The 26,876-nt window shown below is 67.3% G+C and carries 25 protein-coding genes, 2 pseudogenes and 1 CRISPR repeat array; of the genes and pseudogenes, 8 read left to right on the top strand and 19 right to left on the bottom strand.

The features are described 5' to 3' along the window. Nucleotides 1–72 precede the first annotated feature (72 nt). A pseudogene (locus IEX93_RS11900) lies at nucleotides 73–387 on the top strand (transposase); the annotation flags it as partial. Between the two features lie 69 nt (nucleotides 388–456). Here the strand turns inward: IEX93_RS11900 and IEX93_RS07845 are convergent. The 5 genes from IEX93_RS07845 to IEX93_RS07825 form a co-directional block, all read right to left on the bottom strand. Next, entirely contained in the window at nucleotides 457–876 is a 420-nt protein-coding gene (locus IEX93_RS07845; protein WP_229906129.1) for a hypothetical protein, read from the bottom strand. 1,108 nt (nucleotides 877–1,984) lie between these two features. Next, entirely contained in the window at nucleotides 1,985–3,814 is a 1,830-nt protein-coding gene (locus IEX93_RS11770) for an MBL fold metallo-hydrolase (RefSeq protein ID WP_188847659.1), read from the bottom strand. 10 nt (nucleotides 3,815–3,824) lie between these two features. Further along, nucleotides 3,825–4,241, bottom strand: a complete 417-nt coding sequence (locus tag IEX93_RS07835) for a type II toxin-antitoxin system VapC family toxin (RefSeq protein WP_188847658.1) — start codon at nucleotides 4,239–4,241, stop codon at nucleotides 3,825–3,827. Next, nucleotides 4,238–4,498: a type II toxin-antitoxin system Phd/YefM family antitoxin gene (locus IEX93_RS07830; RefSeq protein WP_188847657.1), complete on the bottom strand. Its 261-nt coding sequence runs from the start codon at nucleotides 4,496–4,498 to the stop codon at nucleotides 4,238–4,240. The genes IEX93_RS07835 and IEX93_RS07830 overlap by 4 nt, the downstream gene beginning before the upstream one ends. A 224-nt stretch (nucleotides 4,499–4,722) precedes the next feature. Further along, nucleotides 4,723–4,905 (bottom strand): DUF4926 domain-containing protein, encoded by a 183-nt coding sequence (locus IEX93_RS07825; protein WP_188847656.1) that lies wholly within the window; start codon nucleotides 4,903–4,905, stop codon nucleotides 4,723–4,725. Between the two features lie 371 nt (nucleotides 4,906–5,276). Here IEX93_RS07825 and IEX93_RS07820 point away from each other — a divergent pair, with 371 nt between their 5' ends. Both IEX93_RS07820 and IEX93_RS07815 read left to right on the top strand, forming a co-directional pair. Next, the gene (locus IEX93_RS07820; protein ID WP_188847655.1) at nucleotides 5,277–5,552 is read left to right on the top strand and encodes a type II toxin-antitoxin system Phd/YefM family antitoxin; all 276 of its coding nucleotides are present in this window, start codon (nucleotides 5,277–5,279) and stop codon (nucleotides 5,550–5,552) included. Next, nucleotides 5,549–5,998, top strand: coding sequence for a type II toxin-antitoxin system VapC family toxin (locus tag IEX93_RS07815; protein ID WP_188847654.1), 450 nt, complete (start codon nucleotides 5,549–5,551; stop codon nucleotides 5,996–5,998). The genes IEX93_RS07820 and IEX93_RS07815 overlap by 4 nt, the downstream gene beginning before the upstream one ends. Nucleotides 5,999–6,084: 86 nt before the next feature. Here IEX93_RS07815 and IEX93_RS07810 read toward each other — a convergent pair whose 3' ends face one another. The 9 genes and pseudogenes from IEX93_RS07810 to IEX93_RS07775 form a co-directional block, all read right to left on the bottom strand. Further along, complete coding sequence (locus tag IEX93_RS07810) at nucleotides 6,085–7,941, bottom strand: Aq_aa27 family P-loop NTPase (protein ID WP_188847653.1); 1,857 nt, start codon at nucleotides 7,939–7,941, stop codon at nucleotides 6,085–6,087. 198 nt (nucleotides 7,942–8,139) lie between these two features. Further along, nucleotides 8,140–8,331 carry a glycerol-3-phosphate dehydrogenase C-terminal domain-containing protein gene (locus IEX93_RS11865; protein ID WP_371863160.1) on the bottom strand — a complete coding sequence of 64 codons (192 nt, stop codon included), beginning with the start codon at nucleotides 8,329–8,331 and terminating at the stop codon, nucleotides 8,140–8,142. Next, nucleotides 8,326–8,553: pseudogene (locus IEX93_RS11860) on the bottom strand (FGGY family carbohydrate kinase); the annotation flags it as partial. The gene IEX93_RS11865 and the pseudogene IEX93_RS11860, both read right to left, overlap by 6 nt. Nucleotides 8,554–8,597: 44 nt before the next feature. Further along, on the bottom strand, nucleotides 8,598–9,644 hold the full coding sequence (gene galT / locus IEX93_RS07800; protein WP_188847651.1) for a galactose-1-phosphate uridylyltransferase: 1,047 nt from the start codon (nucleotides 9,642–9,644) through the stop codon (nucleotides 8,598–8,600). Further along, complete coding sequence (locus tag IEX93_RS07795) at nucleotides 9,628–11,058, bottom strand: glycoside hydrolase family 36 protein (protein ID WP_188847650.1); 1,431 nt, start codon at nucleotides 11,056–11,058, stop codon at nucleotides 9,628–9,630. The genes galT and IEX93_RS07795 overlap by 17 nt, the downstream gene beginning before the upstream one ends. Then, nucleotides 11,055–12,992, bottom strand: a complete 1,938-nt coding sequence (locus IEX93_RS07790) for a beta-galactosidase (RefSeq protein ID WP_188847649.1) — start codon at nucleotides 12,990–12,992, stop codon at nucleotides 11,055–11,057. Before IEX93_RS07790 ends, IEX93_RS07795 begins: the two co-directional genes overlap by 4 nt. Nucleotides 12,993–12,996: 4 nt before the next feature. Further along, nucleotides 12,997–13,827, bottom strand: coding sequence for a carbohydrate ABC transporter permease (locus IEX93_RS07785; protein WP_188847648.1), 831 nt, complete (start codon nucleotides 13,825–13,827; stop codon nucleotides 12,997–12,999). Further along, nucleotides 13,824–14,672, bottom strand: a complete 849-nt coding sequence (locus IEX93_RS07780) for a carbohydrate ABC transporter permease (protein WP_188847647.1) — start codon at nucleotides 14,670–14,672, stop codon at nucleotides 13,824–13,826. Before IEX93_RS07780 ends, IEX93_RS07785 begins: the two co-directional genes overlap by 4 nt. 43 nt (nucleotides 14,673–14,715) lie before the next feature. Then, the gene (locus tag IEX93_RS07775) at nucleotides 14,716–15,987 is read right to left on the bottom strand and encodes an ABC transporter substrate-binding protein (protein ID WP_188847646.1); all 1,272 of its coding nucleotides are present in this window, start codon (nucleotides 15,985–15,987) and stop codon (nucleotides 14,716–14,718) included. A 139-nt stretch (nucleotides 15,988–16,126) separates the two neighbouring features. Between IEX93_RS07775 and IEX93_RS07770 the strand changes: the two genes are divergently transcribed. The 5 genes from IEX93_RS07770 to IEX93_RS07750 are packed head-to-tail and all read left to right on the top strand — an operon-like array spanning nucleotide 16,127 to nucleotide 20,248. Then, nucleotides 16,127–16,900: a DeoR/GlpR family DNA-binding transcription regulator gene (locus IEX93_RS07770; RefSeq protein ID WP_188847645.1), complete on the top strand. Its 774-nt coding sequence runs from the start codon at nucleotides 16,127–16,129 to the stop codon at nucleotides 16,898–16,900. A gap of 60 nt (nucleotides 16,901–16,960) precedes the next feature. After that, nucleotides 16,961–18,319 (top strand): hypothetical protein, encoded by a 1,359-nt coding sequence (locus IEX93_RS07765; protein ID WP_188847644.1) that lies wholly within the window; start codon nucleotides 16,961–16,963, stop codon nucleotides 18,317–18,319. A gap of 10 nt (nucleotides 18,320–18,329) precedes the next feature. Beyond that, on the top strand, nucleotides 18,330–18,881 hold the full coding sequence (locus IEX93_RS07760) for a COG1470 family protein (protein WP_188847643.1): 552 nt from the start codon (nucleotides 18,330–18,332) through the stop codon (nucleotides 18,879–18,881). 48 nt (nucleotides 18,882–18,929) lie between these two features. Beyond that, nucleotides 18,930–19,661, top strand: coding sequence for a hypothetical protein (locus IEX93_RS07755; protein WP_188847642.1), 732 nt, complete (start codon nucleotides 18,930–18,932; stop codon nucleotides 19,659–19,661). Next, nucleotides 19,646–20,248, top strand: coding sequence for a hypothetical protein (locus tag IEX93_RS07750; RefSeq protein WP_188847641.1), 603 nt, complete (start codon nucleotides 19,646–19,648; stop codon nucleotides 20,246–20,248). Before IEX93_RS07755 ends, IEX93_RS07750 begins: the two co-directional genes overlap by 16 nt. A 1,907-nt stretch (nucleotides 20,249–22,155) precedes the next feature. Continuing rightward, nucleotides 22,156–23,108: direct repeats of the CRISPR family, unit length 29 nt; unit sequence CGGTCCATCCCCACGTGCGTGGGGACTAC. 60 nt (nucleotides 23,109–23,168) lie between these two features. Here the strand turns inward: IEX93_RS07750 and cas2e are convergent. Genes cas2e through cas7e form a run of 5 tightly spaced genes read right to left on the bottom strand, consistent with a single transcriptional unit; the run spans nucleotide 23,169 to nucleotide 26,865 of the window. Continuing rightward, entirely contained in the window at nucleotides 23,169–23,546 is a 378-nt protein-coding gene (gene cas2e, locus IEX93_RS07745) for a type I-E CRISPR-associated endoribonuclease Cas2e (RefSeq protein ID WP_188847640.1), read from the bottom strand. After that, entirely contained in the window at nucleotides 23,500–24,477 is a 978-nt protein-coding gene (gene cas1e / locus IEX93_RS07740) for a type I-E CRISPR-associated endonuclease Cas1e (RefSeq protein ID WP_188847639.1), read from the bottom strand. The genes cas2e and cas1e overlap by 47 nt, the downstream gene beginning before the upstream one ends. A gap of 10 nt (nucleotides 24,478–24,487) precedes the next feature. After that, nucleotides 24,488–25,090 (bottom strand): type I-E CRISPR-associated protein Cas6/Cse3/CasE, encoded by a 603-nt coding sequence (gene cas6e, locus IEX93_RS07735; protein ID WP_188847638.1) that lies wholly within the window; start codon nucleotides 25,088–25,090, stop codon nucleotides 24,488–24,490. Continuing rightward, the gene (gene cas5e / locus IEX93_RS07730; protein WP_188847637.1) at nucleotides 25,065–25,748 is read right to left on the bottom strand and encodes a type I-E CRISPR-associated protein Cas5/CasD; all 684 of its coding nucleotides are present in this window, start codon (nucleotides 25,746–25,748) and stop codon (nucleotides 25,065–25,067) included. Before cas5e ends, cas6e begins: the two co-directional genes overlap by 26 nt. A gap of 1 nt (nucleotide 25,749) precedes the next feature. After that, nucleotides 25,750–26,865, bottom strand: coding sequence for a type I-E CRISPR-associated protein Cas7/Cse4/CasC (gene cas7e / locus IEX93_RS07725; RefSeq protein ID WP_188847636.1), 1,116 nt, complete (start codon nucleotides 26,863–26,865; stop codon nucleotides 25,750–25,752). Between the last annotated feature and the right edge of the window lie 11 nt (nucleotides 26,866–26,876).

The raw sequence follows: 26,876 nt of genomic DNA, 5'->3' as shown, positions 1-26,876 counted from the left end.
CCGGTACCAGATACGGGCTGCGCCCGCAAGGGGAGATTTACCACGAAACGGAGATGTGGGTAAAGTCCTGATGTCTGGGTAGACGATGAACTCAAAGCTCTGCAGGCTCAAGGTATCGGCCTCCCCCGAAAGCAAAAGCACCAAAAGGCTACCCTCGCCGAGCTCCTAACCCTCGCCATCTTCCTCCTTTTGCAAGGTCAGGACCTGGCCAAAGGGTACCTGGCCGCCAAGTCCACCCTGAAGGCCTACTTCCCCCAGCTGCCCCACCTCACCCGCTTCTACCGGGTGCTGCAAAAGGCCCACGGCCTTCTCGCCCACCTGGCCCTGCGCCTTGCCGGAGGAGAGGGACTCGCTCATTGGGACTCCACCGGATTGAAGCCCGCTCCTACTGGGGCCTGGTGGCCCGGGTGAACCTCATCGTCCTTGTGCACAACCTGCTTCGGAGCCGGGTACTTCTCAAAATGGCCGGGGTGGGGCTATGAGGTAGCACACGAAGGTATATGACTCTCTCAGGCTCCAGGCGGTGCGCCCCCGGGCCGCGTCCCCCTCCAGGTCCCGCCAGGGGTGGCAGAAGTCCTCGGCCTCCAGGCGGGGGCGGCGCTCCCGGTGGGGGAGGCGCACGGCGTAGAGGGTCCCCGCGGCGTAGACCCCCGTCCGGCCCCGCAGGGTGGCGGGGGCCTTCCAGGGGGCCCTGTGGACCAACCCCTTGGCCTCGAGGGAGGCCAGGACCCGGTAGAGGGAGGCCAGGGGGAGGCCCAGGGCCACGGAAAGGGCGTCGTTGACCACGAAGGCGACCACCTGGGAAAGGCTCTTGGGGAGCCTGGGGCGCTGGCGGAGGAGGAGGGCGAGCCCCGCGGCGAGGAGAGCCCGGTACACCCGCCGCTCCCGCTCCTTTTCCCGACGTCGGGAGGAATCTTTACAATTTACGAGCAGCGCAGCAAACCGATCCCCATCCTCTAGCCGGAAAAACCACGGGGTTCTCGCAACCTCACAAGGTGTCCCACACTCAAGGTCCCAGGGCGGGACAAGTCTCACGGGTGCGGGGTGCCTCACGTGTTCCAGGGTGGGACTGGTTTCACGGGTGGGACAGTCCCACAACCCTACCGGTCCCAGGGTGGAACACCGAAGGGTCCAAGTCCGGTCCTGGGAGTTCCAGGTGGTACTCCCGGAGTTCCAAGGGGAGTCCCAGGTCCGGTCCCAGTCCCGGTCCCGGGTGTTCCAGACCCGGTTCCGGGGGTGGGACTTTCCCACCGAAACATCCCACGGGAAGTTCCAGGTCCGGTCCAGAGGTTCCGGTCCCACGGTCCAAGGGATGGAACGCCGGGAGTTCCAGGCCCGGTCTTGGGAGTTCCAGGTCCGGGTCCGGTCCCACGGTCCTGGGTTCCAAGTCCCGGGAGTTCCAGGTCCCAGGAGATACGGGTCCGGTTCCACGGGACCGGGGTCCCGGTTCCAGGGGTGGAACACCGGGTGGCCCCACGGTCCCGGGGTGGAACTTTCCCACCGTAGGCGGTACCGGGTCCGGTCCTAGGGGTGGGACCTTCCCACCGGGGAGTCCCGTGGACCTCCGAAGGGGGTGCCTATGAGGTTCCCCCTCCATCCGTTTAGGGGGACGAGGGTGGTCCTCCGGCTGGCCAGACGGGTGGTTCGGGGCCGGTACCCCCTAGACAAGGGGGGAAGGGAGGAGGGAAAGTGGAACACTTCTACCTCTGGAGGTGTCTAATCCCCCCTAGACAAACTGGACGCCTCGCCGCACTTTCCCCGTCCGGGAGGCGCTCCAGGCTGTCTAGTCCCGGCTAACACTTTGCTGTCCAATCCCCCCTGAACAGACAAAAAGCGGCTAAGCAATGGGCTTTTCCCAGGTTCGTCTAGGGGGAATTGGACTCGCGCCTTTTGGCCTGCCTACACCCCATTGGACGCAGATTGGACACCCCGGGGCAAAGCGTTCCCAAAAGTACCAGGTGAGGTCAGGTTGCACCCCTCCATGCTAGAGGGGGAGCACCAGGGGCCGCTCCCGTCCGAAGAGGAGGAAGACCACCCCCTCTCCCCCCTCCAGGAGGGCCAGGAGGACCTCCCGCATCTCCTCCAGCCGGGCCCGGTGGGTCCGGGGCAGGTCCGCCAGGGCCCGCTCCAGCCCCTCCTCCCGCCAGACCACCCGGTGGGCCCTGGGAGGGCGGCCCCGCTTCCTCGCCCCGTAGGCCAGGGCCTCCTCCAGGAGGGCCTCCCGATTGGCGGGGGGTGGGCCCGTCTCCGAGGGGGTGAGGGTGAGCCGCACTCGGCCCACCCGCTCCCCCTTGAGGCGGTAGTCCCCCGGGGGCAGGAGGGAGGTGGGGTCGGTCCTGGGGGGCAGGTGCAGGAGGAGGAGGCCTTTCCGCGCCTCCACCCGCACGGGGACGCTGAGGGTGGGGACCTTGCGGGGGGCTTTGGGGGCCGAGGAGGAAGGGGCAGGGGGGGAAGGGGCGGGGGCCTCGAGGGGAAGCTCCACCCACTCCCCCACCTCGGGGATGCGGGTGGGGCGGTAGGCCAGGGCCTTGGCCAGGGCGTGGAGGGGGGCCATCTCCCCGTGGACCAGGAGGGTGAGGCGGGCGGGGTAGCGGGCCAGGAGGTTGAGGAGGCCCGCCCGGTCCGCGTGAGCGGAGAGGTAGAAGCGCTCCACCCGGGCCGCCACCCGCACGGGGACCCACTCTCCGTTCAGGGGCAGAAGGAGCTCGTCCCCCTGCTTCAGCTCCAGGAGGCGGCGGCCGGGGCTCTCCTCGTCCTGGTACCCCACCAGGAAGAGGGCGCTCGTCTCCTCCTCCAGCACGTGGCGGGCCCAGAGGGGGCTCGGGCCCCCCAGGAGCATCCCGCTGGAGGCCAGGACCACCATGGGCCCCCGCTCCGGGAGGAGGGCCGCCCGGTGCCGGCCGTGCCGCACCTCCACCACCCCCTCCCGCAGGAAAAGGGGCATGCGGCTTTGGGACTTCAAGTTCCTTAGCCCCTGGGGCAGGTAGTCCAAAAGGTCCTCCTCGTAGGCCCGGGTAATGGTCCGCACCAGCCCGTCCAGCACCACCGGCACCCGGGGCAGAAGCCCCGTGCGCATGGCCTCCAGGAGGTGGAAGAGGAGGTCCTGGGCCCGGCCCAGGGCGAAGGTGGGCAAAAGCACCCGTCCCCCCGCCCGCAACACACCCCCCACCGCCTCCAGGAAGCCCCGCACCTGCTCCTTCCGGGCAGGAAGGAAGGTGTCCCCGTAGGTGGCCTCGCTCACCACCAGGTCCACAGGCACCCGCTCCCCCGGCAGGAAGGCCCCCTCCACCGTGGGGGTGGCGGTGAGGGAGTAATCCCCCAGGTGCACCGCGCTCCCCTCCTTCCCCTCCACCCGGTACCCCACCGCCCCCAGGAGGTGGCCCGCGGGCAGGGGCAGGATCCTAAGCCCCTTCACCTCAAAGGGCTCCAGAGGCCGCACCTCCACCGCCCCCAGGAGGGACCGGGCCGCCTCCCGCTCCCCGTAAAGTCCCCCTCCCAAAGCCGCCTGGAGCCGGGCCGAGTCCAGGAGGACCTCCAGGGCCAGGCGGAGGGTGGGCCGGGTGGCGAAGACGGGCACCCCGGGAAAGCGGCGCCGGAGGAGGGGCAGGGCCCCCACGTGGTCCAGGTGGGCGTGGGTGAGTAAAACGGCGTCGGGGGGCTCGGTGAGGAGGTCCAGCCGGGGCAAAGCCGCCTCCCCCAGGAGCCCGGGCCGTAGGCCGCAGTCCACCAGGAGGCGCACCCCGTCCACCACCAGGAGGTGGGCGCTGGCCCCCACCTCCCGGGCGCCCCCAAGGGCCAGGAAGGAGATGCCCATGCCTAGGAGTCTACCCCTCCCAGGGGTTCAAGAGCCGCACGGGGAGGCCGCGGAAATGGGCCGTGTTCCGGGTCACCAGGACGAGGCCGTGGCGCAGGGCGGTGGCCGCCAGCATGGCGTCCAGGGGTGGAAGGGGACGCCCCGCCCGCAGGGCCTCCCCGGTGAGAAGGCCCCAGGTCTCCATGACCTCCGCGTCCAGGGGAAGGATCCTCCCTGCAAAGCGCCCCTTGAGGCCCTCCAGCCACCGCTCCAGCCCAGGCCTCCGGGCCTCGGGGGCCCGGACCACCCCCTGGACCAGCTCCCCCAGGGTGAGGGCGGAGAGGTAGGCCTGCCCCAAGGGGACCTCCGAAAGCCAGGCCAGGACCTTGGGGTGGGGCCGTTCCTTTGCCGCCTCGGAGACCACGTTGGTGTCCAGCAGGTAGCTCAAAGCTCCACCTCCCGGTACCCCGAGGCCTCCCGGCCAAAGAGGGCTTCCGCCTCCTCCTCGGGGAGGGGTTCGGGGGGCCGGAGGGCTTCCAGAAGGGGGGTGTCCCCGCCCCGGAGGCGGGTGTAGGTCTCCCAGTCCAGCACCACCACCGCGGGCCGCCCCCTACGGGTCACGGTCTGGGGCTCACCCTTGAGGGCCCTTTCCACCACCTCCGAGAAGCGGGCCTTAGCCTCTTGGAGTTGCCACACGCGCCCCATAGATATCAGCCTAGTCTGACTAGACATTAGGGTCAAGGGGTAGCCCCTGCCGCTTCGGGTGTGCGCTTCTAGGGGATCCGCCCGGCGAGAGGCGGCGAGAGGGCACCGTCCTGGGTCGGTAGCCCGGGTCCTCGCGCGGGGATTTGCGCCTGGCCTTCGTCTCCGGGGAAAGGGGGGCGATGGAAGCGCCCCGGCTCTGCGCCCCTAGCCCCTGCCTCAGGGACTTAGAGGGGGGCCACCTCCTCCTCGGTCAGGTCCAGGAGGGCCAGGGTGTTCCCCTCGCGGTCCACGAACTCCACCAGGCACCCCCCTTGCGGGTAGACCAGGACGATGGTCCCCACGTCACCGGCTTTAAGGCCAAAGGCCTCCTTGTCCCGCTTCAAGACCACGGGATCGTGCTCTTTCATCGGCTTCTAAGGGTACATCCCAACCTGGTCCCAGAAGGGAAGCCTGCCGGAGGACCCGCCTGGGCCCCCGCTTCTCCGCTTTGGCACGGAGGCTTTTGAAATGAGCTCCGCAAGCGGCTAAAAGCCCGGCCGACCTCGAGAAAGGAGAAAAGGACCGGTCCGCGCCCTTCATTGGCCTTGGTGAGGCGCTGCGTTCACCGTGGGCCAGGGCCAAGGCTTCCTCCCTCCTCGTCGCCTCCTTCCGTGGGCGCCGCGTGGTGGCCGGGGCTTTGCGCGGGCCCAGGTGGGGATTAGACCGGGCAAAGCGGGCCAGGTTCTTCAGGGAATTCGTTCGGCACAAAAGCTCTTATCAACCTGACTATAATAGGCATATGCGTAGCGTGTCCGTTAGCGAGGCCAAGAGCCGGCTGAGCCTCCTCTTGGACTGGGTCAAGCAAGGCGAGGAAGTGCTCATCCTGGACCGAGGGGCCCCGGTGGCCCGCCTTTGCCCCATTCCCCCGGCCTCCGAGAAAGCCTTAGTCCTTCTGGAACGCTCGGGGTTGGTCCGCCGGGGCAAGGGGAAGGCGGCCCTGGAGGAACTGCCCTGGCCCCGGGCCCGCGCCAGCGCCCTGGAGGCTTTGCTTTCTGAGCGGGAGGAAAGCCGTTGAGGTTCTGGGACAGCTCAGCCCTGGTGCCCCTTCTGGTCCTGGAGGCCACCTCCTCCCGGATGCTGGCCCTCTACCAGGCCGACCCCATCCTCCTAGTTTGGTGGGGCACCGAGGTAGAGCTCGCTTCGGCCTTGGCGCGGCTGGAACGGGAAGGGGCCCTAACCCCCGAGGAGGCTGATCAGGCCTTCGCCCGGCTTGGGGCACTCAAGGCCGTCTGGCATGAGGTGCTCCCTTCGGAAGCGGTGCGGGAGACCGCCAGGCGCTTTCTCCGGGTACATCCCCTGCGGGCCATGGATGCCCTGCAACTGGCCGCGGCCTTCGTGGCCAGCCGTGGGCGGCCTTCCCAGCTCCCCTTCGTCTGCCTGGATGCACGGCTCTCGTTGGCGGCAAGGCGAGAGGGGTTTCCGGTGGTGGGCCCGGGGGCGGGGGAAGAGACGTCGGGGTAAACCCTTTTTGATGGCTCCCAGGGGGCGAGGGTACCAGGGCGGCTTCTCCCTGGCTACCATCTTCTGCCCCGCCTCGAGGCCCCGGGCTATCCCCAGAAGAGGAAGCGCCTCTTTTCCCTCACGCCGATGGCCTCCAGAAAGGCCCGCTTCTTCAGAAGGTAGGCCTGCTGGTTCCCGGCGAACCCGTTGTCAAAGGGCTGGAGGGGGACCAGAAAGCCCGCCTTCTCCTTGTCCACCACGAAGCAGGGGATGGGGACCCCCGTGGAGGCATCGGGAGCCCGCACCTCCTGGAAGATCTCGGGCTGGGCCAGGTAGAGGGTGCGCCACCTCTGGAGAAGGTGGGTGGCGTACTCCCCCTTGGGCGCTTGGGGCACGGGTAGCCCCAGGCCCAAAAGGAACTCCCGGGCGGGCCGCAAGGGGTCCTTGTCCAGGAGGAGGGCCTTTAGGGTCTCAAGGCCCGGGAAGGCTTCCTGCAGGAAGCGGAGCAAAAGGTCTTGGGTTATGCGCCGGAGCTTGCTTCCCAGGTGCACGTCCTTCTTGGGGAGAAACTCAAAGGGGATGAACCAGGCCCGGCGCAGGATCTGCTCCTCGCTGCGGAAGTGCTCCAGGTTGGAGGTGAGGATGAGGGCCCGGTTCACCCTGGGGTCGTCCCCCACCCCCTTAATGGTCTGGGCCAGGCGGACCCCCTCGGTGAGGTGCCTCGGGGGGATCTCGTCGATGAGAAGGGGTGCGCTTTCCTCCAGGTAGAGGTGGTTTTCAATGGTGGTTCCCTTGCTGCGGCCCGTCTCCTCCACCTGGCCGTAGTGCAGGTGGGTGAGGCCCCAGAGGGCGGCGATGGTCCTCAAGGCCGTGGTCTTCCCCGCCCCCGCCCGTCCCACCAGGAGGGCCACGATGGGGTAGCGGGCGGGGTCAAGCCCTTCCTCCACCGCCTGCCGTCTGAGGAGGGGGAGGTAGCTTGCGGCGAGGCCGTACACCAGGGCCTCCCCCACCGCCTCCGCCAAAAGGGGAGAACCCTTCCTCGCCCCTTCCAGGAGGGCGGAGAGGACCTCCAGGGTGGCCTCGAGGCCATCGGGATTCGGGGTGAACTCCTTCAGGGGAAGGCCCTGGTAGTAGACCGCTTCCCCTTGGACCTGGAAGCGGGGGGTGTTTTCCAGGGCCCGCTCTGCCGCCCGCTTGAGGTAGGCCTCGAGGGCCTTCTCCTGGCCCTTGAGGCGGGCGAGGGCTTCGGCCTCCTCCACCTCCTTGGCGAGCTCCCTTAGGGCGCTTAGGGTGCGCTCCGCCTGGGCCTTGCTCCGGTCCACCAAGGGCCTTTGGCCCACGAGGTTGAAGACCACCACCCCCTTGAGCCTGGCGGTGAGCTTCTTGACCTCCTGAGGGGGGAGGGCGGCGGGGGCCACCAGGAGCTCTCCGCGCTCCCCCAAAACCTTCCTCCTGGCCCGCCCGTCCAAGGCAGGCTTTGCCCGGGCCTTCTCCCCCTCGTACCACTCGGCGAAGGTGGCGTAGACCCCCGGGTCGTCGGAGACCACCACCACCTCGGACTGGGCCCCGCTCCAGGCGGCCCGGGAGAGGTTCAGGCTTCCCAGGATGGTCCTCTGGCCCTTGGGACCCCTTAGCAGGTAGAGCTTGGCGTGGCTTTTGGAGAGGAAGTGGACCTCAAACCTTCGCTTCTGGCCCAGGAGGGGGAGGAGGGCCTCGGCCTCCTCGTTGAGGGCGGCCAAGGCCCTGGCCTCGTCGTAGCCCTCCTCGAGGCTCAGGAGAAGCTCCACCTCCTCAAAGCCCGAAAGGAGCTCGGCAAGGCCGCGGAAACTGGCAGAAAAGGAGATGGCCCTAAGCTCCCGGTAGCCCGCCAAGAGGTCCTTGGGGGTGGCCTCGAGGGGGCCTTCCTCCAGGTGGTAGACGAGGCCAAGGGCTTCGGGTTCCTGGCCGAAAAGAGGGTTTAACATGGCCGGATTACATTCTAGCGGGATGGGCGGATTCCCTTTGGGGTACGGGAACGCGGGGGGCTTTCCCCAAGTTCCAGGCTCCCTAGCCTTTCGGCGTGGCAAGGCCTGACTGGAGCGGATGGAACAAGCTCTGCGCTAGCAAAGTCCGGGAAGCCCCCTCCTCGCCTCCTCCAGATCCTTGGCCGCCTCCTCTTCGGTTCACCCCAAGAGGGAAGCCATGCGCTCCACCACCCGGGGCAGGGCCTGCCGGGCCTTTTCCCGGTCCAAAAAGGCGAGGCCCATCCGCCGCGCTAGGACGTCCAGGGGCTTCCGGGTGAGCTCCTCCCGCACGGCGTAGACCACCTCCCCCTCCAGGTAGGGAAGCCCGGGAAGGAGGGGCCTATCCCCCAAGGCCAGGATCTCCCCCGCCCCCACCCCGGCCCGCCGCAAGGCCTCCTGCGCCGCCCAAAGGGTGGTCTCCCATAGCTCCAGGGGGTCGTGCTCCACCCACCCGGGCTTCGGGTAAAGCTGCCGGAACTCCCGCTGCGCCACCGCCACGGGCCTCCCCTCCAGGGTGAAGAGAATGGCCCGGCTCGAGGTGGTGCCCTGGTCCAGGGCAAGCAGGTACCTCATCCTTCACCTCCGCCAAACCCCCTAACAGGAGGGGTTCCTGCTTCTCACAAAGCCTCCCGCAAAGCCTTGGCCGTCTCCTCGGGAAGGGCGTCCACCACAAAGGTACCCGCCCCAAGCTCCGTGCCCGCCAGGTACTTGATCCTGTCCCGCGTCCGCTTAGGCGGGTAGAACTCCACGTGGAAGTGGAAGGTGGCCTCCTCCCCCAAGGGGGCCGCGTGGAAGACCATCACGTAGGGGAAAGGCTCCCCAAAAAGGGTGTCGTACCGGGCCACCACCCGCCCCAAAAGCCGGGCAAAGGCCGCCATCTCCCCCTCGGAAAAGGTCCAAGGCCCCGGGCGCCGCTCCCTTGGGGCCACCCAGACCTCGTAGGGGTAGCGGGCGAAGGGAGGAACGAAGGCAAGGAAACCCTCTTCCTCGTCCACCACATAGGGGCCCAAGTGGGGGAAAAGCTCTAGAAGCACGGGCCTTTCCCGGAAGGCCTGGCTTTCCCGCTCCAAGACAGGGGGCACGAAGGGGTAGGCGTAGATCTGCCCGTGGGGGTGGTGGAGGGTCACCCCCACCGCCTCTCCCCTATTCTCAAAGGGCATCACGAAGCGTACCCCGGGAAGGGCGTAAAGGGCCTGGTACCGGTCCCGCCAGACCCAGGCGAGGAGTAATCTCTCCTCCTCGGTGAGGGTGGCGAGGCTTCCCGTGTGGGAAGGGGTGTAGACCACCACCTCGCACCGGCCCAAAGCGGCCTCCACCGGCACGGGAAGGCCCTCGGGAGGGGGAGGGGCTTCTTCCACAAAGGAGGGGAAGCGGTTCTCAAAGACCGCCACCTGGAAGGCGGCGAAGGGGATCTCGGTGGGGAAGCCTCCCGCCTGGCTTGGGCACAAGGGGCAGTGCTCCTTGGGTGGGAGGAAGGTGCGCCCCTGGCGGTGGGCGGCGTAGACCACCCACTCCCCCCGAAGGGGGTGGTAGCGCAGGTGGGGAGCGGGGTGGAAGGGCTCTTGGAGCTCGGGAAGGGGGGAAGCCTCCTCCGGGGTGAGGCTGTAAAGCCATAGCTCCCGGCCGTCTTTTTTGCGGTGAAGGCGTTTAAAGAAGGGGGGCATAGTCCAACTCCTCCCCCTGTAGGCTAAACCGGTAGGGCCCAAGGCGCCGCACCTTCCCCTCCTCCGAAAGGAAGCGCTCCAGGGCTGCCCTTTCCTCCTCCAGAAGCCATGAGGGCGGGTCCGAGGTGGCCTTGAAGCCGGTGAGGTGGGCTAAGGCCTCCTGCAGCCGCCGCTCCTCGAGCCGAAGCAGGTTGAAGCGGCTACGGAAGTAGACCACGTCCGGGTCCACGTGCACGTTCCCCATAAGCCAAAGCCGGTGAAGGGTGGTCCGCAGGGCGTTCCTGAGCCCGGGCCCCGTGGGGTCTTGGAGCCAGAAGGAGCGGTCCTCGTTGTCCCAGTAGGGGGCCACGTCCGGCCCCACCCGGAGGCCGTCGGCCAGGCCCAAGGAGGCGAGGACCGGAGCCCCGCAAAGGAGGAGGTAGGCCTCCCCCGCCGCCTCCCGGATCCTTTCCATGGCCCTCCGGTAGCGCTCCTCCCCTTCCGCCCCGGGCAGGGCGGCGGCGTAGAGGAAGTCCAGCTTCAGGTAGTCATACCCCCAGCCCCGCACCCGCTCCACGAGCCGGGCCAGGTAATCCAGCACCTCCTCGTTCCCCGAGTCCAGGGCGTAGAGGGGCTTTCCCCAGTTAAAACCGGCGGGCAGGGGAAGCCCCTCCCTATCCCTTAGGACCCAGTCCGGCCTTTCCCGGAAAAGGGGGCTATCCGCCGTCACCAAGAAGGGGGCAAGCCAAAGCCCAGCCCTAAGGCCCTTCTCCCGGATCCTCTCCGCCAGAAAGGCCATACCCCGGGGGAAGCGGTCGTTGGGCTCCCAGTCCCCCAAGGCCCGCTGCCAGCCGTCATCCACCTGGAAGACCTCAAAGGGAAGCCCCGCCACCTCCTCTAGGACCTCCAGAAGCAGGGCCTCGCTGATCTCCGTGTAGAAGCTGTACCAAGAACACCAGACCCTAGGCGGCCTCCCGGAAAGCCTCCGGGGAAGGAGGCGGGCGTAGGCGGCGAAGACCTCCTCCTCGTCCCCCAGGGCCAAAAACCAGCGCTCCCCCCCTAGGGCGTACCGGCCCAGGAGGAGGTCGCCCCTTCCCAGGACCCGCGCCCCCGGGTCCAAGGCCCCGAGGAGGAGGACCCGCCCATCCTCGAGGCGGAGGGCTCCGAGGCCACTACCCCACCAGGCCCGTGCCTCCAAAAGGAAAGGATCGTCTGCCTGAGGCCTCCGCTCCTTGGGGAGGAGGGGCTTGGGGGGGCTATCGGGGTCCACCCAGGAGGCCAGGCTCCAACTCTGCCAGCCGTGGCGGAAGAAGCGGGTGCCCCGGGAGGGGGGAAAGGCCCGCACCTCCTTGCCCCGGAGGAGAAGCCCCCCTTCCCCTTCCTCCACGGCCTCGGCCTGAAGGGCCACCTCGAGGTTCCCAAGCCTCGCCCTCATGCCTCCTCCCAAAGGGCAAGGTCATAGGGGGGGATCCGGGGGCCCCCTAAGAGAAACCGCGCCCCCTCGGGGGCCGGGGCCTGGGCCGGCGCCGGCCCGTAGTTGAAGGCAAAGACCCACCGCCCCCGCCGCCTGAGCCGGAGCCCCTCGGGCAAGGGAAGGGGCTTAAGCCCGGCCTCCGAGGCCAGGTCCAGAACGAGCCGCCCCAAAAGCTCCGGGGAGGGCCAGGCAGCCAGGTAAAGGTACCGCCCTTCCCGGAAAAGCGCCCCCCGGCCGTCCCCGAAGGCGAGGAGGGGCGCCAAGGGGCTTTCCACCCATTCCCGCCAAAGGCCCAGGGCGAAGCGGCCCAAGGCCCCCTCGGCCACCTCCTCGAGGCCCGGGGGCAGGCTTTCCACCCGCACCACCTTGAGGGGCAAAAGGGCCTGGAGGGGCCCTGGGGGGAGGTTCTCGGGGATCTGGAAGGCCTCGGTCTTGCTCCCTGAGCGGGGGCCAAGGAGGACGATTCCCTTGGCTTCCCTAAAGGCATTTAGGGCCGCCTCCCGGACGATGGGCAAGGAGGGGACAAGGACCAGGGCATACCCCTCCAAAGGGGCCCCCGGGGGCACGATATCCACGTCCAGCCCAAGGCGCCTAAGGGTCGTGTAGAAGAGGTAAACCAAGCCCAGGTAGCTCCACTCCGCCCCCTGGGGCTGGATCTCAAAGACCCAGGCCGCCTCCGGATCGTAGACCAGGGCCACGGGAGCCCGGGCGGAAGGCGGCAAGGAGAGCCCCTTAAGCTCCTCCGCCACCCGCTTGACCTCAAAAAACCCCTGGTCCGGGAGGCCGTCGGGCCGGTGGAGGCCGGCGTGCATCTGCTCCTGGGCGAAGGGCACCTGCCGCCAGCGGAAGTAGGAGACCACCTCCGCCCCGTGGGCCAAGGCCTCCCAGGTCCAAAGGCGCACCATCCCCGGGGCCGGGCTTGGGTTGTGGGGCGCCCAGTTGACCGGGCCGGGCTGCTGCTCCATCACCCAAAACCGCCCCCGCCCCACCGCCCGGTAGAGGTCGTGGTGGAAGGCGGCCACGTCCGGGTGGCCGGTGCGGGCGTAGCGCACCCTTTCCTCCTGGGATAGAGGCATGAGGTCGGTAAGGCCCAAGGGGTAGCTATCCCAGCTGGCGAAGTCCAGGTCCTCGGCCAAGGCGAAGGGGTCCAGGTCGGTGAAAAAGCCCATGAAGTTGTGGGTGACGAACTTCCCCGGGGCAAAGGCCCTAAGGATCTCCACCTGGAGGCGGTTGTAGGCCCGCACCTGGTCCGAGGCGAAGCGGTAGTAGTCCAAGAGGTGGCTGGGGTTGGCCTCGGCTACGGTGAGGTGGGGAAGCTCCACCTCGGCGAAGTCCCGGTAGCGCTGGCTCCAAAAAACCGTGCCCCAGGCCCGGTTGAGGGCCTCCACCTCCCCGTAGCGCTCCCGCAACCACCCCTGGAAGGCGGCCCGGCACCTTGGGCAGTAGCAGCGCACGGTCCCGTGGCACCCGTACTCGTTGTCGGTCTGGAAGCCCACCACCCCGGGGTGCCTTCCGTAGCGCTCCGCCAGAAGGCTCACGATGCGCCGGGTCTCCTCCCGGTAGACGGGGCTGCTGAAGCAGTAGTGGCGCCTGCCCCCAAACCGACGCCTGCGCCCCTCCCGGTCCACGGGCAGGATCTCGGGGTGGCGGTCCACCAGCCACTTGGGGGGCGTGGCCGTGGGGGTGCCCAGGACCACCTTAAGTCCCTCCCCTGCTAAGGTGGCGATGGCCTCGTCCAGCCAGTCCCAGGCCAATTGGCCCGGCTCCGGCTCCAAAAGCGCCCAGGCGAACTCTCCGATGCGCACGTAGGTGAGGCCGAGCGCCCGCATCCTCTGGGCGTCTTCCTTCCAGCGTTCCTTGGGCCAGTGTTCGGGGTAGTAACAGACTCCCAACATACCCTTACTCCTTCACGGCGCCCGCCGTAATCCCCGCCACAAAGTAGCGTTGCAAGAAGAGGAAAAGCACCACGAAAGGGACCGTCATGAGGACCGAACCCACCATGATCCCACCCCAGGAGACCCGGGTAAGCCCGATGAGGGTACCCAGCGCCACCGGCGCGGTGTACATCTCCTTCTCTGAAAGGATCAAGAGGGGCCAGAGGTAATCGTTCCAGGCGTTGAGAAAGAGGATTAGGGCCAAGGCCGCGAGGGAAGGAGCCACCACGGGCAGAGCGATCCGGAAAAAGATCCGAGCCTCGCTGGCCCCATCCACACGGGCCGCGTCCAGGAGGGAAGAGGGAAGGGAGAGGAAAACCTGGCGCATGTAGAAGACACCAAGGGCGTTAGCCAAGAAAGGCAGGATCACGCCCCAATAGGTGTTGGTAAGCCTAAGCTCCCGAGCCACCAGGATGTACTGGGGAATGACCACCACGAAGTAGGGAATGGTAAGGGTGGCCACAATGAGGGAGAAGAAAAGGGCCTGGCCCCGAAAGCGGTAAACCGCCAGGGCATAGCCCGCCAGGGCGCTCAGGAAAAGCCCGCCCAAGGTGTAAAGCCCGGATACTACGAGGCTATTCCAAAGGACACGGAAAAAGTTGGTGTCCGCCTGGAGGTTTTGCAGGTTATTCCAGAAAGCCTTTCCTGGAAGCAGGGGGGTCGGTACCCGGAAGATCTCCTGCTCGGGATGGGTGGAAAAGACCAGCATGAACCAAAGGGGCGCAAGCCAAAGCAAGGCCAAGGGGGTAAGGAAAAGGTGAAGCCCCAGGGAAGCCCAAAAACGTTGCCTTTTCACCGTTCCCTCCAAAGACGAAGTTGGAGGAAGGAAAAAGCAGCCGCAAGCAAGGCCACCGTGTAGCCGATGGCCGAGGCGTACCCAAAGTTAAAGCTACGGAACCCCTGCTGATAAAGATATAACCCCAGGGTCATGGTGGCGTTTCCCGGCCCCCCGGCTGTGATGAGGAAGGGTTCGGTGAAAAGCTGGAGGGTCCCGATGATGGAGAGCACCAAGCAGAAGAGGAGGACGGGCCTAATCCCCGGCAAGGTCACATGCCAAAACCGCTGCCAGGGTCCGGCCCCATCTATGGCCGCCGCCTCGTAAAGCTCCCGGGGAATGTTTTGGAGCCCCGCCAAGAGAATGATGGCGTTGTAGCCCGTCCAACGCCAGGTGAGGGCCAGAATGATGGCCGCCATGGCAGGCCCTGGCGTATAAAGCCAGTCGTAGCCCGGATGGCCCAAGGCCCGCAGAAAAGCGTTTACGGCCCCAAACTCCGTGTTGAAGAGAAGCCGGAAGATAGCCGAGTAAGCCACGGCCCCCACCACCACGGGAGCAAAGAAGGCAAAGCGGTAAAAGCCCTTTAAGCGGAGCAAAGCTGAGTTCAGGGCCATAGCGAGTCCTAAAGCCAAGACCAACATCAGGGGCACCTGGACCGCCAGGATGAAGAGGGTGTTTTTCAAAGCGACAAAGAAGAAGGGATCCTGAAGAAGGCGGCTCCAGTTCAGGCCTGGATCCAGGCGCCAGGGGTAAACCCGGGTGTTGAGAAAGGAGAGGTACAGGGCATAAACCACTGGCCAGGCCCAGAAGAGGCCAAAAAGGATCAGGTAAGGGGCCAGGAAAAGGTAGGGGGCTCGCGTGCGCATAGGGAAAAAGGGGGGCTATGGGCTTGCCCATAGCCCCCGTAGACTACCTGGCGATAGGCAGACCCGTAGCCTGGCTAAGCTGGCGGGCCGCGGCGTCTAAAGCCTCCTTGGCCGTCTTGTACTTACCTGCCAGAAAGTCCGCCTGGATGGTGGTCATGATCTGGCGCGCCTCCTGGAAGAACTGGGTTCCCCGAGCGGGGGGAACCTTCCCGAGGGTGCCCAGAACAAGCTGCCAAATAGGCTGGTTACCCCAGTAGGGCTGGGGTTTCCGGACGTAGGGATCGTTAAGGACGGGGAGGTAGGAGGGAACCAGGCCGTACTCCTTCAGCATGGTAACCTGGCCCTCAGCTGTAGCCAGGGCATACTTGACAAAGGCCCAGGCGGCTTCCTTGTTCTTGCTAGAGGCCGGGATGGCCAGGGCAGAACCGCCGAGGTTGGCTGCCCGAGTCCCACCCTTCTGGGCGGCGGGCATCAGGTAAACGCCCCACTTACCCGCCTGCTCGGGTGCGTTACTCCGAATCGTCCCCTCATACCAGGCGCCGAACATAGCGCTGGCCACGGTACCTGCCTTGATGTACTGAATCTGTTCGTTCCACCCTCCAAAGACCACCACCCCGGCGTCCACCAGCTTCTTTATGATTTCCAGAGCACGCACGCACCCGGGCTGGTTGATGGTCACGGCCGTGCCCTGGTTGTTGAAGTAGAAGCAGCCGTTTTGGTTGGCCAACATACGGAACCACTCATCGTCCTGACCGTTGGCGATGGTCCCCATCTTCACCTTGCCCCCGGTAGCCTGGAGCATCCGCTTGCCAGCGGCGATGAAGTCGTCCCAGGTCTCTATCTTGGCAGGGTCAATGCCCGCCTGCTGATAGAGGTCACGGCGATAGAAGATCACCACGGGGCCAGCGTCCCAGGGGATGGCGAAAATCTTGCTTCCCATGGTGAGCTCTGTCCACTTGAACTCAGGGAAGTCCTTGCGAAGCTGGGCCGCTCCTAAGCCGGTAAGGTCAGTGAAGCAGTTGGGGAAGCGGCTCCAAAAAACCTCGGCCTCGTTGTTTTCCACAGAGTAAACATCGGGCAGGTCCATCCCCCCCGCAGCGCACCCCGCAAGACCCCGGTCGTACACCTGCTGGTTGCCCAGGTCCACCACCTTAACCTTGACGTTGGGGTAGAGCTTGTTGAAGCCCGGGACTACCGCCTCGAGGGCTTTGGCCGCGATGTCCCAGCTCCACACGGTGATCTCGCCCCGCAGGGCCGTGCTTTGGCCCAAGGCCAGGCCTAAAAGCGCCGCCAAACCCAATAGCCTTGCCTGCATGGCTACCTCCTTTGTGCACCCCTAGGGGGTTGGCTACATCTTATAGATGCTTTTCTTCTCTTGTCAATATCCGAGTTTTAGCAGGCTTTAGCAAGCTAGCAAAAGCTTTCGGAGGAAATGGGTATGGCACAATGGGGGCATGGCGACCCTGGAAACCCAGGCGCGCAGGGAGCACATACTGGAGATTCTGCGCAAGAAGGGCCAGGTCCGGGTGAGCGAACTGGCCCAAGCGCTGGGGGTCTCCCAGGTGACGGTGCGGGCCGACCTGGACGCCCTTGAGCGGGAGGGGAAGCTACGGCGCCTCCGGGGCGGGGCGGTCCTTTGGGAGTCCAGGAGGTGGGAGCTCCCCCTCGAGGTCACCCGCACCCTCCACGCCAAGGAAAAGGAGGCCATCGGCAAGCGGGCGGCGAGCCTGGTCAAGGACGGGGACGTGGTGATCCTGGACGTGGGCTCCACCACCACCGAGATGGCCAAGGCCCTCTCCCCCAACCTCCGGGACGTGGTGGTCATCACCAGCGCCCTCAACATCGCCCTCCTCCTGGAGGGGCACCCGGGGATCACCGTGATCGTAACCGGAGGCAAGCTAAGGCCCCTCCAACACTCCCTGGTCAACCCCTTCGGCACCCTCCTCCTGGAGGAGCTCAACGCCGACAAGGCCTTCCTGGGGTGCAACGGCGTCCACCCCGAGCGGGGCTTCACCAACACCAACCTGGAGGAGGCCGAGGTCAAAAAGGCCATGGTGCGGGCCGCCCGGGAAGTCTACTTCCTGGCCGACCATTCCAAGCTCCTCCAGGTGGCCGCCGCCAAGATCGCCCCCCTCTCCGCCGCGACCCTCCTCCTCACCGACCGGAAGGCCCACCCCGAGGCCCTAAAGGCCCTCGAGGAGGCCGGGCTACGGGTGGAGCTGGCCTAATAGGCCCCTCAGGTGCTGGCCCTTGACAGGTTCCTCGAGGACCCTTAGCTTAAAATCGCTATGAAGAAATGGATCGTATACGGGCTTTTGGGACTGCTTAGCCTGGGAAGCCTGGGGCAGGCGCAAGGGGTGCGCAGCCTCGGCATGGGGGGCGTGACCCTGCCCGGCCCTGGCTCCGCCTGGGCCAACCCCGCCTATGCCAGTTTCCCCAACACCTTTGAGCGGGAGGGGTTTAGGGTACCCTTGGGGCTCCTGCGGCTTCTGCCCCTCTTCCCCGACACCAGCCCCTTCCTCTACTTCGCCGATCCTGAGGCCTTCCGGCAGGGGTTTGACCTCCTTTCCTTCTACGACCAGCTGACCCATCTGGACAGCTTCCTCATCAACCCCGCACGAAGCCCCGACGAGGTGGTCTTCCGGGTGAGCGCCGGGGGTCTTTCTATAACCGACGGCCAAGGAAGGAGCCTCGTCCCCACCTTCCAAGTGGGCAACAACCCGGGAAAACCCACAAGCCTCGTGCCCTCTCCCTACATCCCCCTTACCCTGGACCTCGGGCCGGGTCTCCGCCTTAGCTTCGGCCCCTTCCTGGGCACCCAGGGTCTATGGGTGCAACCCTCCCCCGAGCTTCAAAGGGCGCTGGAAGGAGACCTCGAGGCCTGCAAAACCACCACCCCGAGCCCCTGCGCCCTCACAGGCCAAGGAGCCTTCGCCCAAGGCCTGAGCCTCGCCCTGGACTTTAGCACCCCCGTGGGGGAGGTGCCCGGGCTGGGCAAGGTGTACGTGGGGACACGGGGAGAGGGGTTTTACGGCCTGGGCTACCTCGAGGCCCAAACCTCTGCCCGGCCCGTCTTTGACGGGGACGGTAACCTCACCGGGGCCAGCTACCAGGTGCGCTACTTTCTGAGCTACCCCGAGTTCCTGGAAAGCAACCTGGGTCTTGGGGGCGGAGGACAGGGGTACGGTTTTCGTGTAGACCTGGGGGCGGCGGTGGAGGGGGAAAGCTGGGCCTTCGGGGTGGGCGTGCGGAACCTTCTGGGCCTTAGCGAGTGGCGCGGGGTAGAGGTCACCCTAGAGGATGGCGAGGAAACAGGCCGCCAGCCCGCCACCCGCAGGGGTGAGATCTTCGCTCCCGAGTTCTTCATGAACGGGGCCTACCGGCTTCCCCCCGAGGTGGCCCCCCTGCTGCTGGCCGCCGACCTGCGCTTTGGGGCCGTGGCTCCCGCAGGGCACCTGGGGCTGGAGTACTACGGCCTGGAACCAACCATTCTTCGCGCTGGACTGGGCTATGAGGGAGGGTTCCGCCTGGGCGTGGGGGCTGGGTGGAACCTGGAAAGCTTTAGCCTGGACCTGGCCCTCACCACCCACGAGGCCCCCTTGGTGGGAGGACCCGTCTTTGGCCTGGCCCTGGCCGTGGGGTTTTAGGAGGCGAACCGTGAAGCGTGCGCTTCTTTTCTTCGGCTTGGCCCTGGGGCTTGCCGCCTGTAGCGGCCACACCGTGCACCGGGTGGAGGTGGACCTTTTGAGCTTTGTCCCCGAGGCCGACCGGTCTGGGGAACTTGTGGGCCTGGGAGAACTCAGGATACCCGACGATCCAGCGGGCCAGCCGGTCCCGGTTCCCGGAGCGGAGGCCCTTTTGGACGGGCGCATCGCTTTTGAGGCAGCCTTGGAGAACACGGGCACCACCCCCGCCACGCTGGACCTCGAGGTCCGCATGGCCCCCGAGGGCGACACCGACCTCTACGACGGAAGCGGAGGGGATCTCCAGGTAGCCCAGCAAAGCCTTACCTTGGGGCCCGGGGAAAAGGGAACCCTCCGGCTTAACCACGAGTTGAGGCCGGGCGACCCCGCCTTTGACCTGGTGAAGGGAGGGAACTTCCGTATCGGTGCCCGCCTTACCCTAAGCGGGGACCAGGTCAGCTACACCCTCACCCAAGGCGAGGTCGTCCTCCGCCTGAAGCTCTTCAACCTGATCCCTAACCCCTAGGGGTGGGGATGTCAGGGCCCCGGGGCTACCCCGGGGCCTTTAAGAATTTTGCGCCGAAAGCCCTTTATCCTCGCCCTCCTCTCCCTCGCCTGGGCCCAGGTGAACCTCACCCTCTCCCCCACCCGGGCCGAGGTCCTCCTCCTTCCCAAGGAACCCTTCGCCCTCACCCTCACCTTGAGAAACAGCCTCCCCCGGGAGGAGCCCCTCGCCGCCCGGGCGGTCCCCTTCCGCCTGAACGAGGAGGGCGGGGTCCAGGACCTCCCCGAGGAAAACCCCCTTTGCGCCTCCTTGCGGGTGGTTCCCACCAACCTCACCGTGCCCCCTCTGGGGAGCGCCGAGGTGCGCCTGGAAGGGGTGGCCCCCAAGGGGGAGGGGACCTTTGCCTGCCTCGTGGTCTTCGCCGCCCTGCCCCGGAGCGTGGAGGCCAAAGGCCTCCTCCTTTCCGTGAGGCCCGAGATCGCCTTCGCCCTCTACGTGACCCTCAAGGGGACCGAGCGCCCCGCCCTGGCGGCGAGGCTTTCGGGAGAGGGGAAGACCCTCACCCTTCTCCTGGAAAACCCGGGGAACGTCCTGCAACGCCTCTTTTGGGAGGTGGTGGTCTTCGCCCAGGACGGCACCGTGGCGGCCCGCTTTCCCATCCCTGAGGTTCCCCTCCTGCCTGGGGGAAGGCGGAAGCTTTTCTTCGAGGCCGCCCTCCCCCCGGGGCGGTACCGGGCAGTGGCGGTCCTGGAAAGCCCCCACGGGCGCTATGCCACGGAGGGAGCATGGCCCGTGCCCTAGCCCTTCTCCTCCATTTTCCCGCTTTGACCTTCGCCCAAACCGTGAACTGCGATGCGGGCGAGGTCCGGTTTGACTTCTCCGCCTCCGGGGCCTTTACCACCTACAGCGTGGGAGGCACCCCCTACCCCATCGCCAACCTGGCGGGCTACCTTGCCTTCCTGGACTCCGGGACCACCACCCGCTTCCTCCCCACCCAGGTGGTGGGCGGGGTCTACGCCTACCGGGTGACCTGCGCCATAACCACTCCAAACCGAGGCGGGGGTGGAGGGACCCTTTGCGGGGTGGGGAACACCTGGTGCTTCCGCATCTCGGGGGTCTCGGGAAGCCCGCCCCTGGACCCCAACACCCGGCTCTACGTGATGGTCCAGGTGGCCTGGCAAATCTTCGGATTTCCCCCAACGATACACGCCCCTACCTTCACCCCCTTGGGGAGCCTTCCCGACAACCGGGGGCTCGCCAGCATCCCGGGAGGCGCTTTCGTCACCTTATACATCTGGTTCCTCCTGGAGCTTTCCCCCACCGACACCTTCCCCTCCCTCCCCACCTCGGGGACCCTCACCCTCACCTACGCCCTGCAGAGCAACTGAGGGCAGGCCGTGAAAGCCAAAACCCTCGCTCTTGTTTTCTTTCTCCTACCCGCCTTGGCCGGGGAGGGCCTCCCCGGCCAGACCCTCATCCTCCCCTTCCCCGGCCTCGAGGGCGAGGCGGTCTTCCAGGTGGCCCCCTTCCGCCCCCTCCTCCTTCCCCGGGAGGCGGAAGGGGTGGCGGTCCTGGTCCTGGAGGTCCCCCAGGACACGCCCCCGGGGGTCTACCGGGTGTGCGCCCGGGCCCGGGAGGTGGTCTGCCAGGAGGTGGAGGTGCCCGAGGTGCGCCGCCTGGAGACCTCCCTGAGGGCGGACGGCCTGGGGGGCGTGGTGGTGGTCCTGGAGAACAGGGGGAACCGCCCCGAGACCGTGCGCCTCTCCCCGGAGGGGGAAAGCGACCTGGGCTTTGCTCCCCTGCAGGTCACCCTAGCCCCCGGGGAGCGGAAGACCCTTCGCCTCGCCTTAGGACCCGGGGTCCTCCTCCTCCGGGTGGAGGGGGGCGGGAGGGTGGAGCGCCACAGGCTCGAGGTGAAGGCCCCGGGCGGGAAGCCCCCGCCCTACCGCCTCAAGGGGAGCCTGGAGGGAAGCTTTCCTTTGGGCCTTTGGGGAAGCCTGGAAGGCTCCCTTTCCCGGGGAAGCGCCCTCGCCCTCCGCCTCCAGGGTCTCCCCTCTCCCGGGGTCTTCGGGCGGTTCGTCCTAGGCGGGGCCTTCGCCGAGGGGGCCTTCGGAAGCCAGGGCCTCGGGGAGGCGGCCTTAGGGTACGAGGAGAAAGCCTTCGCCCTGCGCCTCGCCTACCCCCTCGCCCTCCGGGGGGAGTGGCGGACGAAAGACGGGGTGTGGTTCCTGGAAGGGGGCGAAAACCGGGTGGCCCTGGGCTACGGGGGAGCGGGGTTTTCCTTCCGGGCCTCCTGGGCGGGTAGCCCCGCCTTCCGCCTGGAGCGTTCCGGGGACGGGTGGGCCTACCTGGCCTACGAGGGGACCTTGAGGGCGGGGGGAGGGTTGCCCCTGCCCCAGGGGGCCTTCCTGCAGGGGGAGGCCGCCCTCTACCCCGAAAGGAGCCTGGCCCTCGCCCTGGGCGGGCCGGGGTACCGCCTCGAGGGGAGGGTGTCGGAAAGGGGGTGGGGGGCCTCGGCCACCCTCGCCTTCCCCCTCGGGGGGTTCGGGGCCTGGGGAAGCCTCGCCCTGGGGGAGGCTTCGGGCCTCGTCCTGGGCCTTAGGGGGCAGGAAGGGGGGCTTTCCTGGAGCGTGGAAGGAGGCTTCCGGGGAGGCCCCGTGGCCCAGGCCCGCCTGGCCTACGGGGAGGGGCCCTACGCCCTGGAGGGAGCCTTGGGGTACGGGACAGGGGGCTTCCGGGGCGAGGTCAGGGGGCGGTACGCCTTCGCCCTCCCCGTCCCGGAAGGCCTGACCCTGGCCCTCGGGGGGTACGAGCAGGCACCCGTGGAAGGCCTGGTGCGCCTCGAGGGGAAGCCCTTGGCGGGGGCGAGGGTGGTGGGACGCCACGGCCTGGCCCAAACCGATGGGGAGGGGCGGTTCCGCCTCTTCCTGGACCGGGAGGGGGAGGTCTTGAGGGTGGAGCCCCCGGAAGGGGCCCTGGCCCTTCCCAAGGAGGTCCCGGCCCGCCCCGGGGGGTTTTTGGCCGTGGACCTGGAGGGGGCGGGCCTCGTGCGCCTCCGGTGCGAGGGGGAGGGGGGCCTCGGGGCCTACCTCCTGGGGGAGGCGGGAAGCCTCTACCTTCCCTGCCCGGGGCAGGGGGTGGTGGTCCCCGGGGTCTACCGGGTGGTCCCCCAGGGCCGGGAAGGGTTCAGGGCCGAAGGCTCCCCCGAGGCGGTGCGGGTGGAGGCCTTGAAGGAGGCGGAGGTCCTCCTCCGCTTCGGGCCCCTGCCCCTGGCCCCCGCTAGGGGGGTTTCGGGCGGTCCATCCCCACGTGCGTGGGGACTACGCCCCCCTCGGAATAGGCGTTAAGGGGGTAGACCGGTCCATCCCCACGTGCGTGGGGACTACGGTGCAAAGTGGCTAGACTTCAGGTAAAAACCCGGTCCATCCCCACGTGCGTGGGGACTACGGTGGAGCTGGAGTGGAGTGGGAGCGTTCTGTCCGGTCCATCCCCACGTGCGTGGGGACTACGTAGGGGCACAGCTCTGGCGGCTGAGGGTAGTCGGTCCATCCCCACGTGCGTGGGGACTACGGATGATCCGCCGGGCCAGGGTAGATTTGCCACGGTCCATCCCCACGTGCGTGGGGACTACGGTACTACCCACCGGATTCGGACGTGCTTCTTTTCGGTCCATCCCCACGTGCGTGGGGACTACGATAGCTAGCAAAGGTCCGGTTAGAGGACAACCGCGGTCCATCCCCACGTGCGTGGGGACTACTAGAGGACAACCGCCGCTCCAACCAGGACCGCGGTCCATCCCCACGTGCGTGGGGACTACGTACATCACCGTGCAGAGGCCGCCAGAAGCCGCTGGTCCATCCCCACGTGCGTGGGGACTACCCGTTCCCCATAGGGGCGGGCGTACAGCCTCCCCGGTCCATCCCCACGTGCGTGGGGACTACAACCCCTTCATCGCTTAGCACCTCCCCCTCCTCGGTCCATCCCCACGTGCGTGGGGACTACGCCTCGCCTCCTCGCCCTTCACGGCGAAGACCGGTCCATCCCCACGTGCGTGGGGACTACTCGGCTTTTAGACCCCGCAGGTGCGGCTCCCACGGTCCATCCCCACGTGCGTGGGGACTACCCCTCACCCGGTGGAGGAGATCCGCCACCTGGCCGGTCCATCCCCACGTGCGTGGGGACTACGAACGCCAGGGCGAACCGCCCGGGCGAAGTGAACCGGTCCATCCCCACGTGCGTGGGGACTACACATGACCAGGACGGCAAAAACGACCCCTAACCCCCCTTTATGTGTCTTTTCGGGAGTGATTACGGGTTTTGGCTTTCAAGATCCCCTTCGGAACCCTCGGCAAAGTGTTTCTTTAACCGCGCGACTTGTTTGGCCAGCTTCTCCGCTTTCCGCACCGCCTCGGCGTTCCGAACGCTCACCAGCAATATACCATCAAAGTCCCGCAGGAAGCGGTCCGAGTAGCCGTGAAGCCGCAAGGCGAAGCCCTGCTCGTTGTTCGTCCGGTAGGCGAGGGCCACCCTTCCGCCCCCGGCCTTCTCCACGGCCCGCTCCCAAAGGAGTTCCCGCACCGTGGCGCTGACCCGGCCCACGAAGACCCCGGTGTCCACCTCCACCAGGAAGCGGGTGAGGTCACCCCTCAGGCTCCTCGGCACCTTCTCCAGGATCATCACCACCATAGGCCACCCCGCCCTCCACCTCGCCCTCGAGGTCCCATAAGCCCCCAGGGCGGGTGGGGTCTTCTTCCACCGGGTCCTCCTCTTCGGGGAGGCCCAGGCCCTGAAACAGGGCCAAAAGGTCTTCCGCCATGCGTTCCAAAAGCCTTCCCTCCTGGATGGCCTCCCGCAGGGCCCGGCGCACCCTCCGCTCCACGGCCTCTTCGGACTCGGCCACGGTGCGGAAAGCGGCGGGCACCAGGTAGTCGGCCTTGTAGAGGTCGGCGATGTCGTAGACGAAAGAGAGCAGCTTCCCCGTGTGGATGAAGCCCAGGGCGGGGCTAAAGCCCAAGGAAACGATGGCGGCGTGGGCCAGGCCGTAAAGGTAGCTGGCCCCGGCGGAGAGGGCCCGGTTCACCGGGTCCGCTGCCCGCCAGTTGCCCCGGTCGTAGCTCCGGCCATGCCAGGGAACCCCCGTCTCCCGGCTCCAGCGGGCGTAAGCGTTCCGCACCCGCACCCCCTCGAGGCCCCGCACCTGCTCCAGGGTGAGGCCCTCGGGCAAGGGCTCGGAGAAGCGCATGCGGTAAAGGCGAAGGACCACCTGGAGGTGCAGGGCGGGATCGGCCCAGGCCCGGGCCTGGCGGTAGAGGCGGAGGGCGCTCCGGGTGTCGCCCAGGCCCTGGGCGTAGAAGCGGGCCATCCCCTCCCCCACCCAGGCCACGGTGCACCCGTTCTCGGCCAGGAGGCGGATGGCGGCGTGGGTGATGCGGGTGCCGGGCCCGAGGAAGAGGACCCCAAGCCCCGCCACCGGGGCCAGGGTGAGGCCCTCCTGGTCGTAGATCCCGATGCCCCCGGCCTCCCGCTCCACCACGGCGTGCTCCACGTAGAGGTAGGAAAGGCCGTCCCGGAACTTGGGAAGCTCCTTGAGGTTCCTTTGGCTCGGCACCGGGGGCACGGGAAACCTCCTAGGGGCGCCCGAGGGAGAGGAGGCCAAGCCCCAAGGCCTTCCCAGGGCCGAGGCCCGTCCTGAGGGTCTTTAGGGCCTTCTCCGGGTCTTCCACCCGCAAAAGCCCCTCAAAGAGCACCGCCTGAACCTGGATGCGCTGCCCCGCCTTGGGGACCTCGAAGAAGGTGTCCTGAAGGATCTCGGCCCCTAGGAGGCCAAACCCCCCTTCCTCGAGGCGCCGCTTGAGCCAGGCAAGCTTCTCCTCCCGGGTTTTGAGGGCCACCCGCTTCCCCGTGTCCCGGGCCCGTTTGGCGGGGTTAGCTTGCAGGCGGAAACGGAGGAACTGGCCCGCCTGCAGGGCAGGGGCGAAGGCCTTGGGCGGCCAGACCTCGGCGTACCCCGGTTCCAAGACGCCCCAGTCGGGCTCGGTAAGGGTTTGGACCAGGACCACGGGGCGCTCGTGAGCCCGGGTGGGCTCGAGGCGCCAAAGGAGCCGCTCCCGCCCTTCCTTTAGGGCCTCGGAGACCGCCCGGCTGAGGGTGCGGTGCATCTCGTAGGGGTTGGCCAGGTCGCGGCGGGCGGCCCTGGAGCGGGGGTCAAGCACCAGCTTGCTCACCCACATCCTCCACCTCCCGAAAAGGCGGGCCCTTGGGCACCCGCTCCTTGGGCAGGACCTTTTCCTCCACGTAGCGGGCGGCGAAAAGGCGCCGGGCGAAAGGGCCTTGGGGTTGGTCGTAGACCAGGCGGCCTTCCTTGGCCTCCAGGACCAGGAGAAGGTCCTCCTCGGGGCTTTCCCCCAGGTAGGGGTAGCCCGCCAGGGCTTCCTCCAAGGGGGCCTCCACCAGGCCGTCGGGGAGGTAAGGAGGGGGGCTCGGCACGTAGCTCTTTCGGCCCAGGTAGAGGGGGAAGCGGGGGTTTTTCAGGGCCTTGTGCAGTACTTCAAGGAAAGCTGTTTCCCCCTCGAGGCCCACCAAAAAGGCGGCGTCCGCCAGGTAGTAGCGCCAGCTTTGCACGTTGCCCCTGCCCTTCAGGTCGGCGGTGAGGACGCCCTGGGCCGTCTGGTAATCCACCCTTAGGACCCCCTTCCGGTCCACCCGCACCCCCATGCGGAGGGCGGCGAGGTCGGAGACGTCCTCCTCCCGGTCCCGGCCCGAGGCGGCGGCCAGAAGGCCCACCACCCCGCTTTTGGTGGGGTAGGGCCAGGTGTCCCGGTGGTCAAAGCGGCTCCTTGTACCCCAGGACTGCATGGGGCCTTGGAGCCTTAGGAGCAGGGTGGGCACGCTACACCTCCAGGAGGGCCTTAAGGGCCTTCTCCGCCTCCCCCTTAAGGGCGGCCAGGCTCTCCAAGCGCCCAAGTTTGCCCAGCTCCGCCTCCGTTAGGTCCAAAGCCCCCTTCCATTCAGGCTCAAGAGGCCCGTACACCTTGTCAAAGCGATCCCACTCCTGGACCAAGCGCTCCACGGAGAGGGCCGAAAGGGCCTTGTCCTCCCGGGGACGCACGGGCTTTTCAAAGGCGGTGGCCAGGTTCCGGGGCATCCCCTTCCCCGCCCGGAAGGCCACGAAGAGGGGCGGGTTGTGGGCGGCGAAGCTGTTCTGCTTCCCCGAGGGCAGGGTGAGGGCGAAGGCCTCGAGGAAGGCCAAGGCCCCCTTAAGGGCCAGATCCTTATCCCCTTGCAGGTTGGCCACAAGCTGGTCCAGGTTGACCACGGCGTAGCGGTAGAGGGTGGCGGAGTAAAACTCCACGTCCCCCATCATCCCCGCGCCGGTCTCCTCCTCGGGGTTCAGGTCGTCCACGGCGGTGTAGAAGTCAAACTCCCGGTCCACCTTGTGGGTGGAAAGGGCGTGGGCCACTTGGGCCGCGGCGTCCACCCCGAGATCGGGCCGGTCGGCCAGCATCCTGCCGAAGAGGGCCAGGTCCACGGCCTTGCCCCCGTCCAGGACCCGCTCCAGGGCCTTTTTGAGCTCGGGGGGCACCTCCGCCTTCTTCTTCCCCTTCACCTCCCCCGAGAGGGCCTCGAGGTTCTCCCGGATGCCTTGGGCCAAGGCATCAAGCTCGCGGTTTCCCAGGAAAAGCAGGTACTCCGTCCTTCCCTCCTTCACCCCAAAGCCCAAGGCGTTCAGGGCGTTCTCTATGGCCCGGCGGGCAAGCTCCTCCTCCACATCCGCAAGCCTGCGCAGAAGCTCCTCCACAAGCCGCTTGGTGCGCACGGCCCGCTCCTCTGGCTTTAGAAGGGGCCACTCCTTGAAGGCCACCCGCACCGCCCGCTTCTGGGCCTGGCTGGAAATGCGTGCCCGGCGGAACCCGCCGAAGGTGGCGTCCTTGGGGCTTCCTGTGTCGTCCCGGTTGAGGTTGCTGGGGGCCACGGTCTGCAGAACATGGATCTCCAGAAGCTTCATGCCTCCACCTC

Origin of the sequence: Thermus composti (assembly GCF_014647535.1) — a bacterium.
In the GTDB taxonomy this organism is placed as follows: Bacteria; Deinococcota; Deinococci; order Deinococcales; family Thermaceae; genus Thermus; species Thermus composti.
The sequence above is the reverse complement of the archived record's forward strand: the minus strand, read 5'-3'. Positions and strand labels throughout refer to the sequence as shown.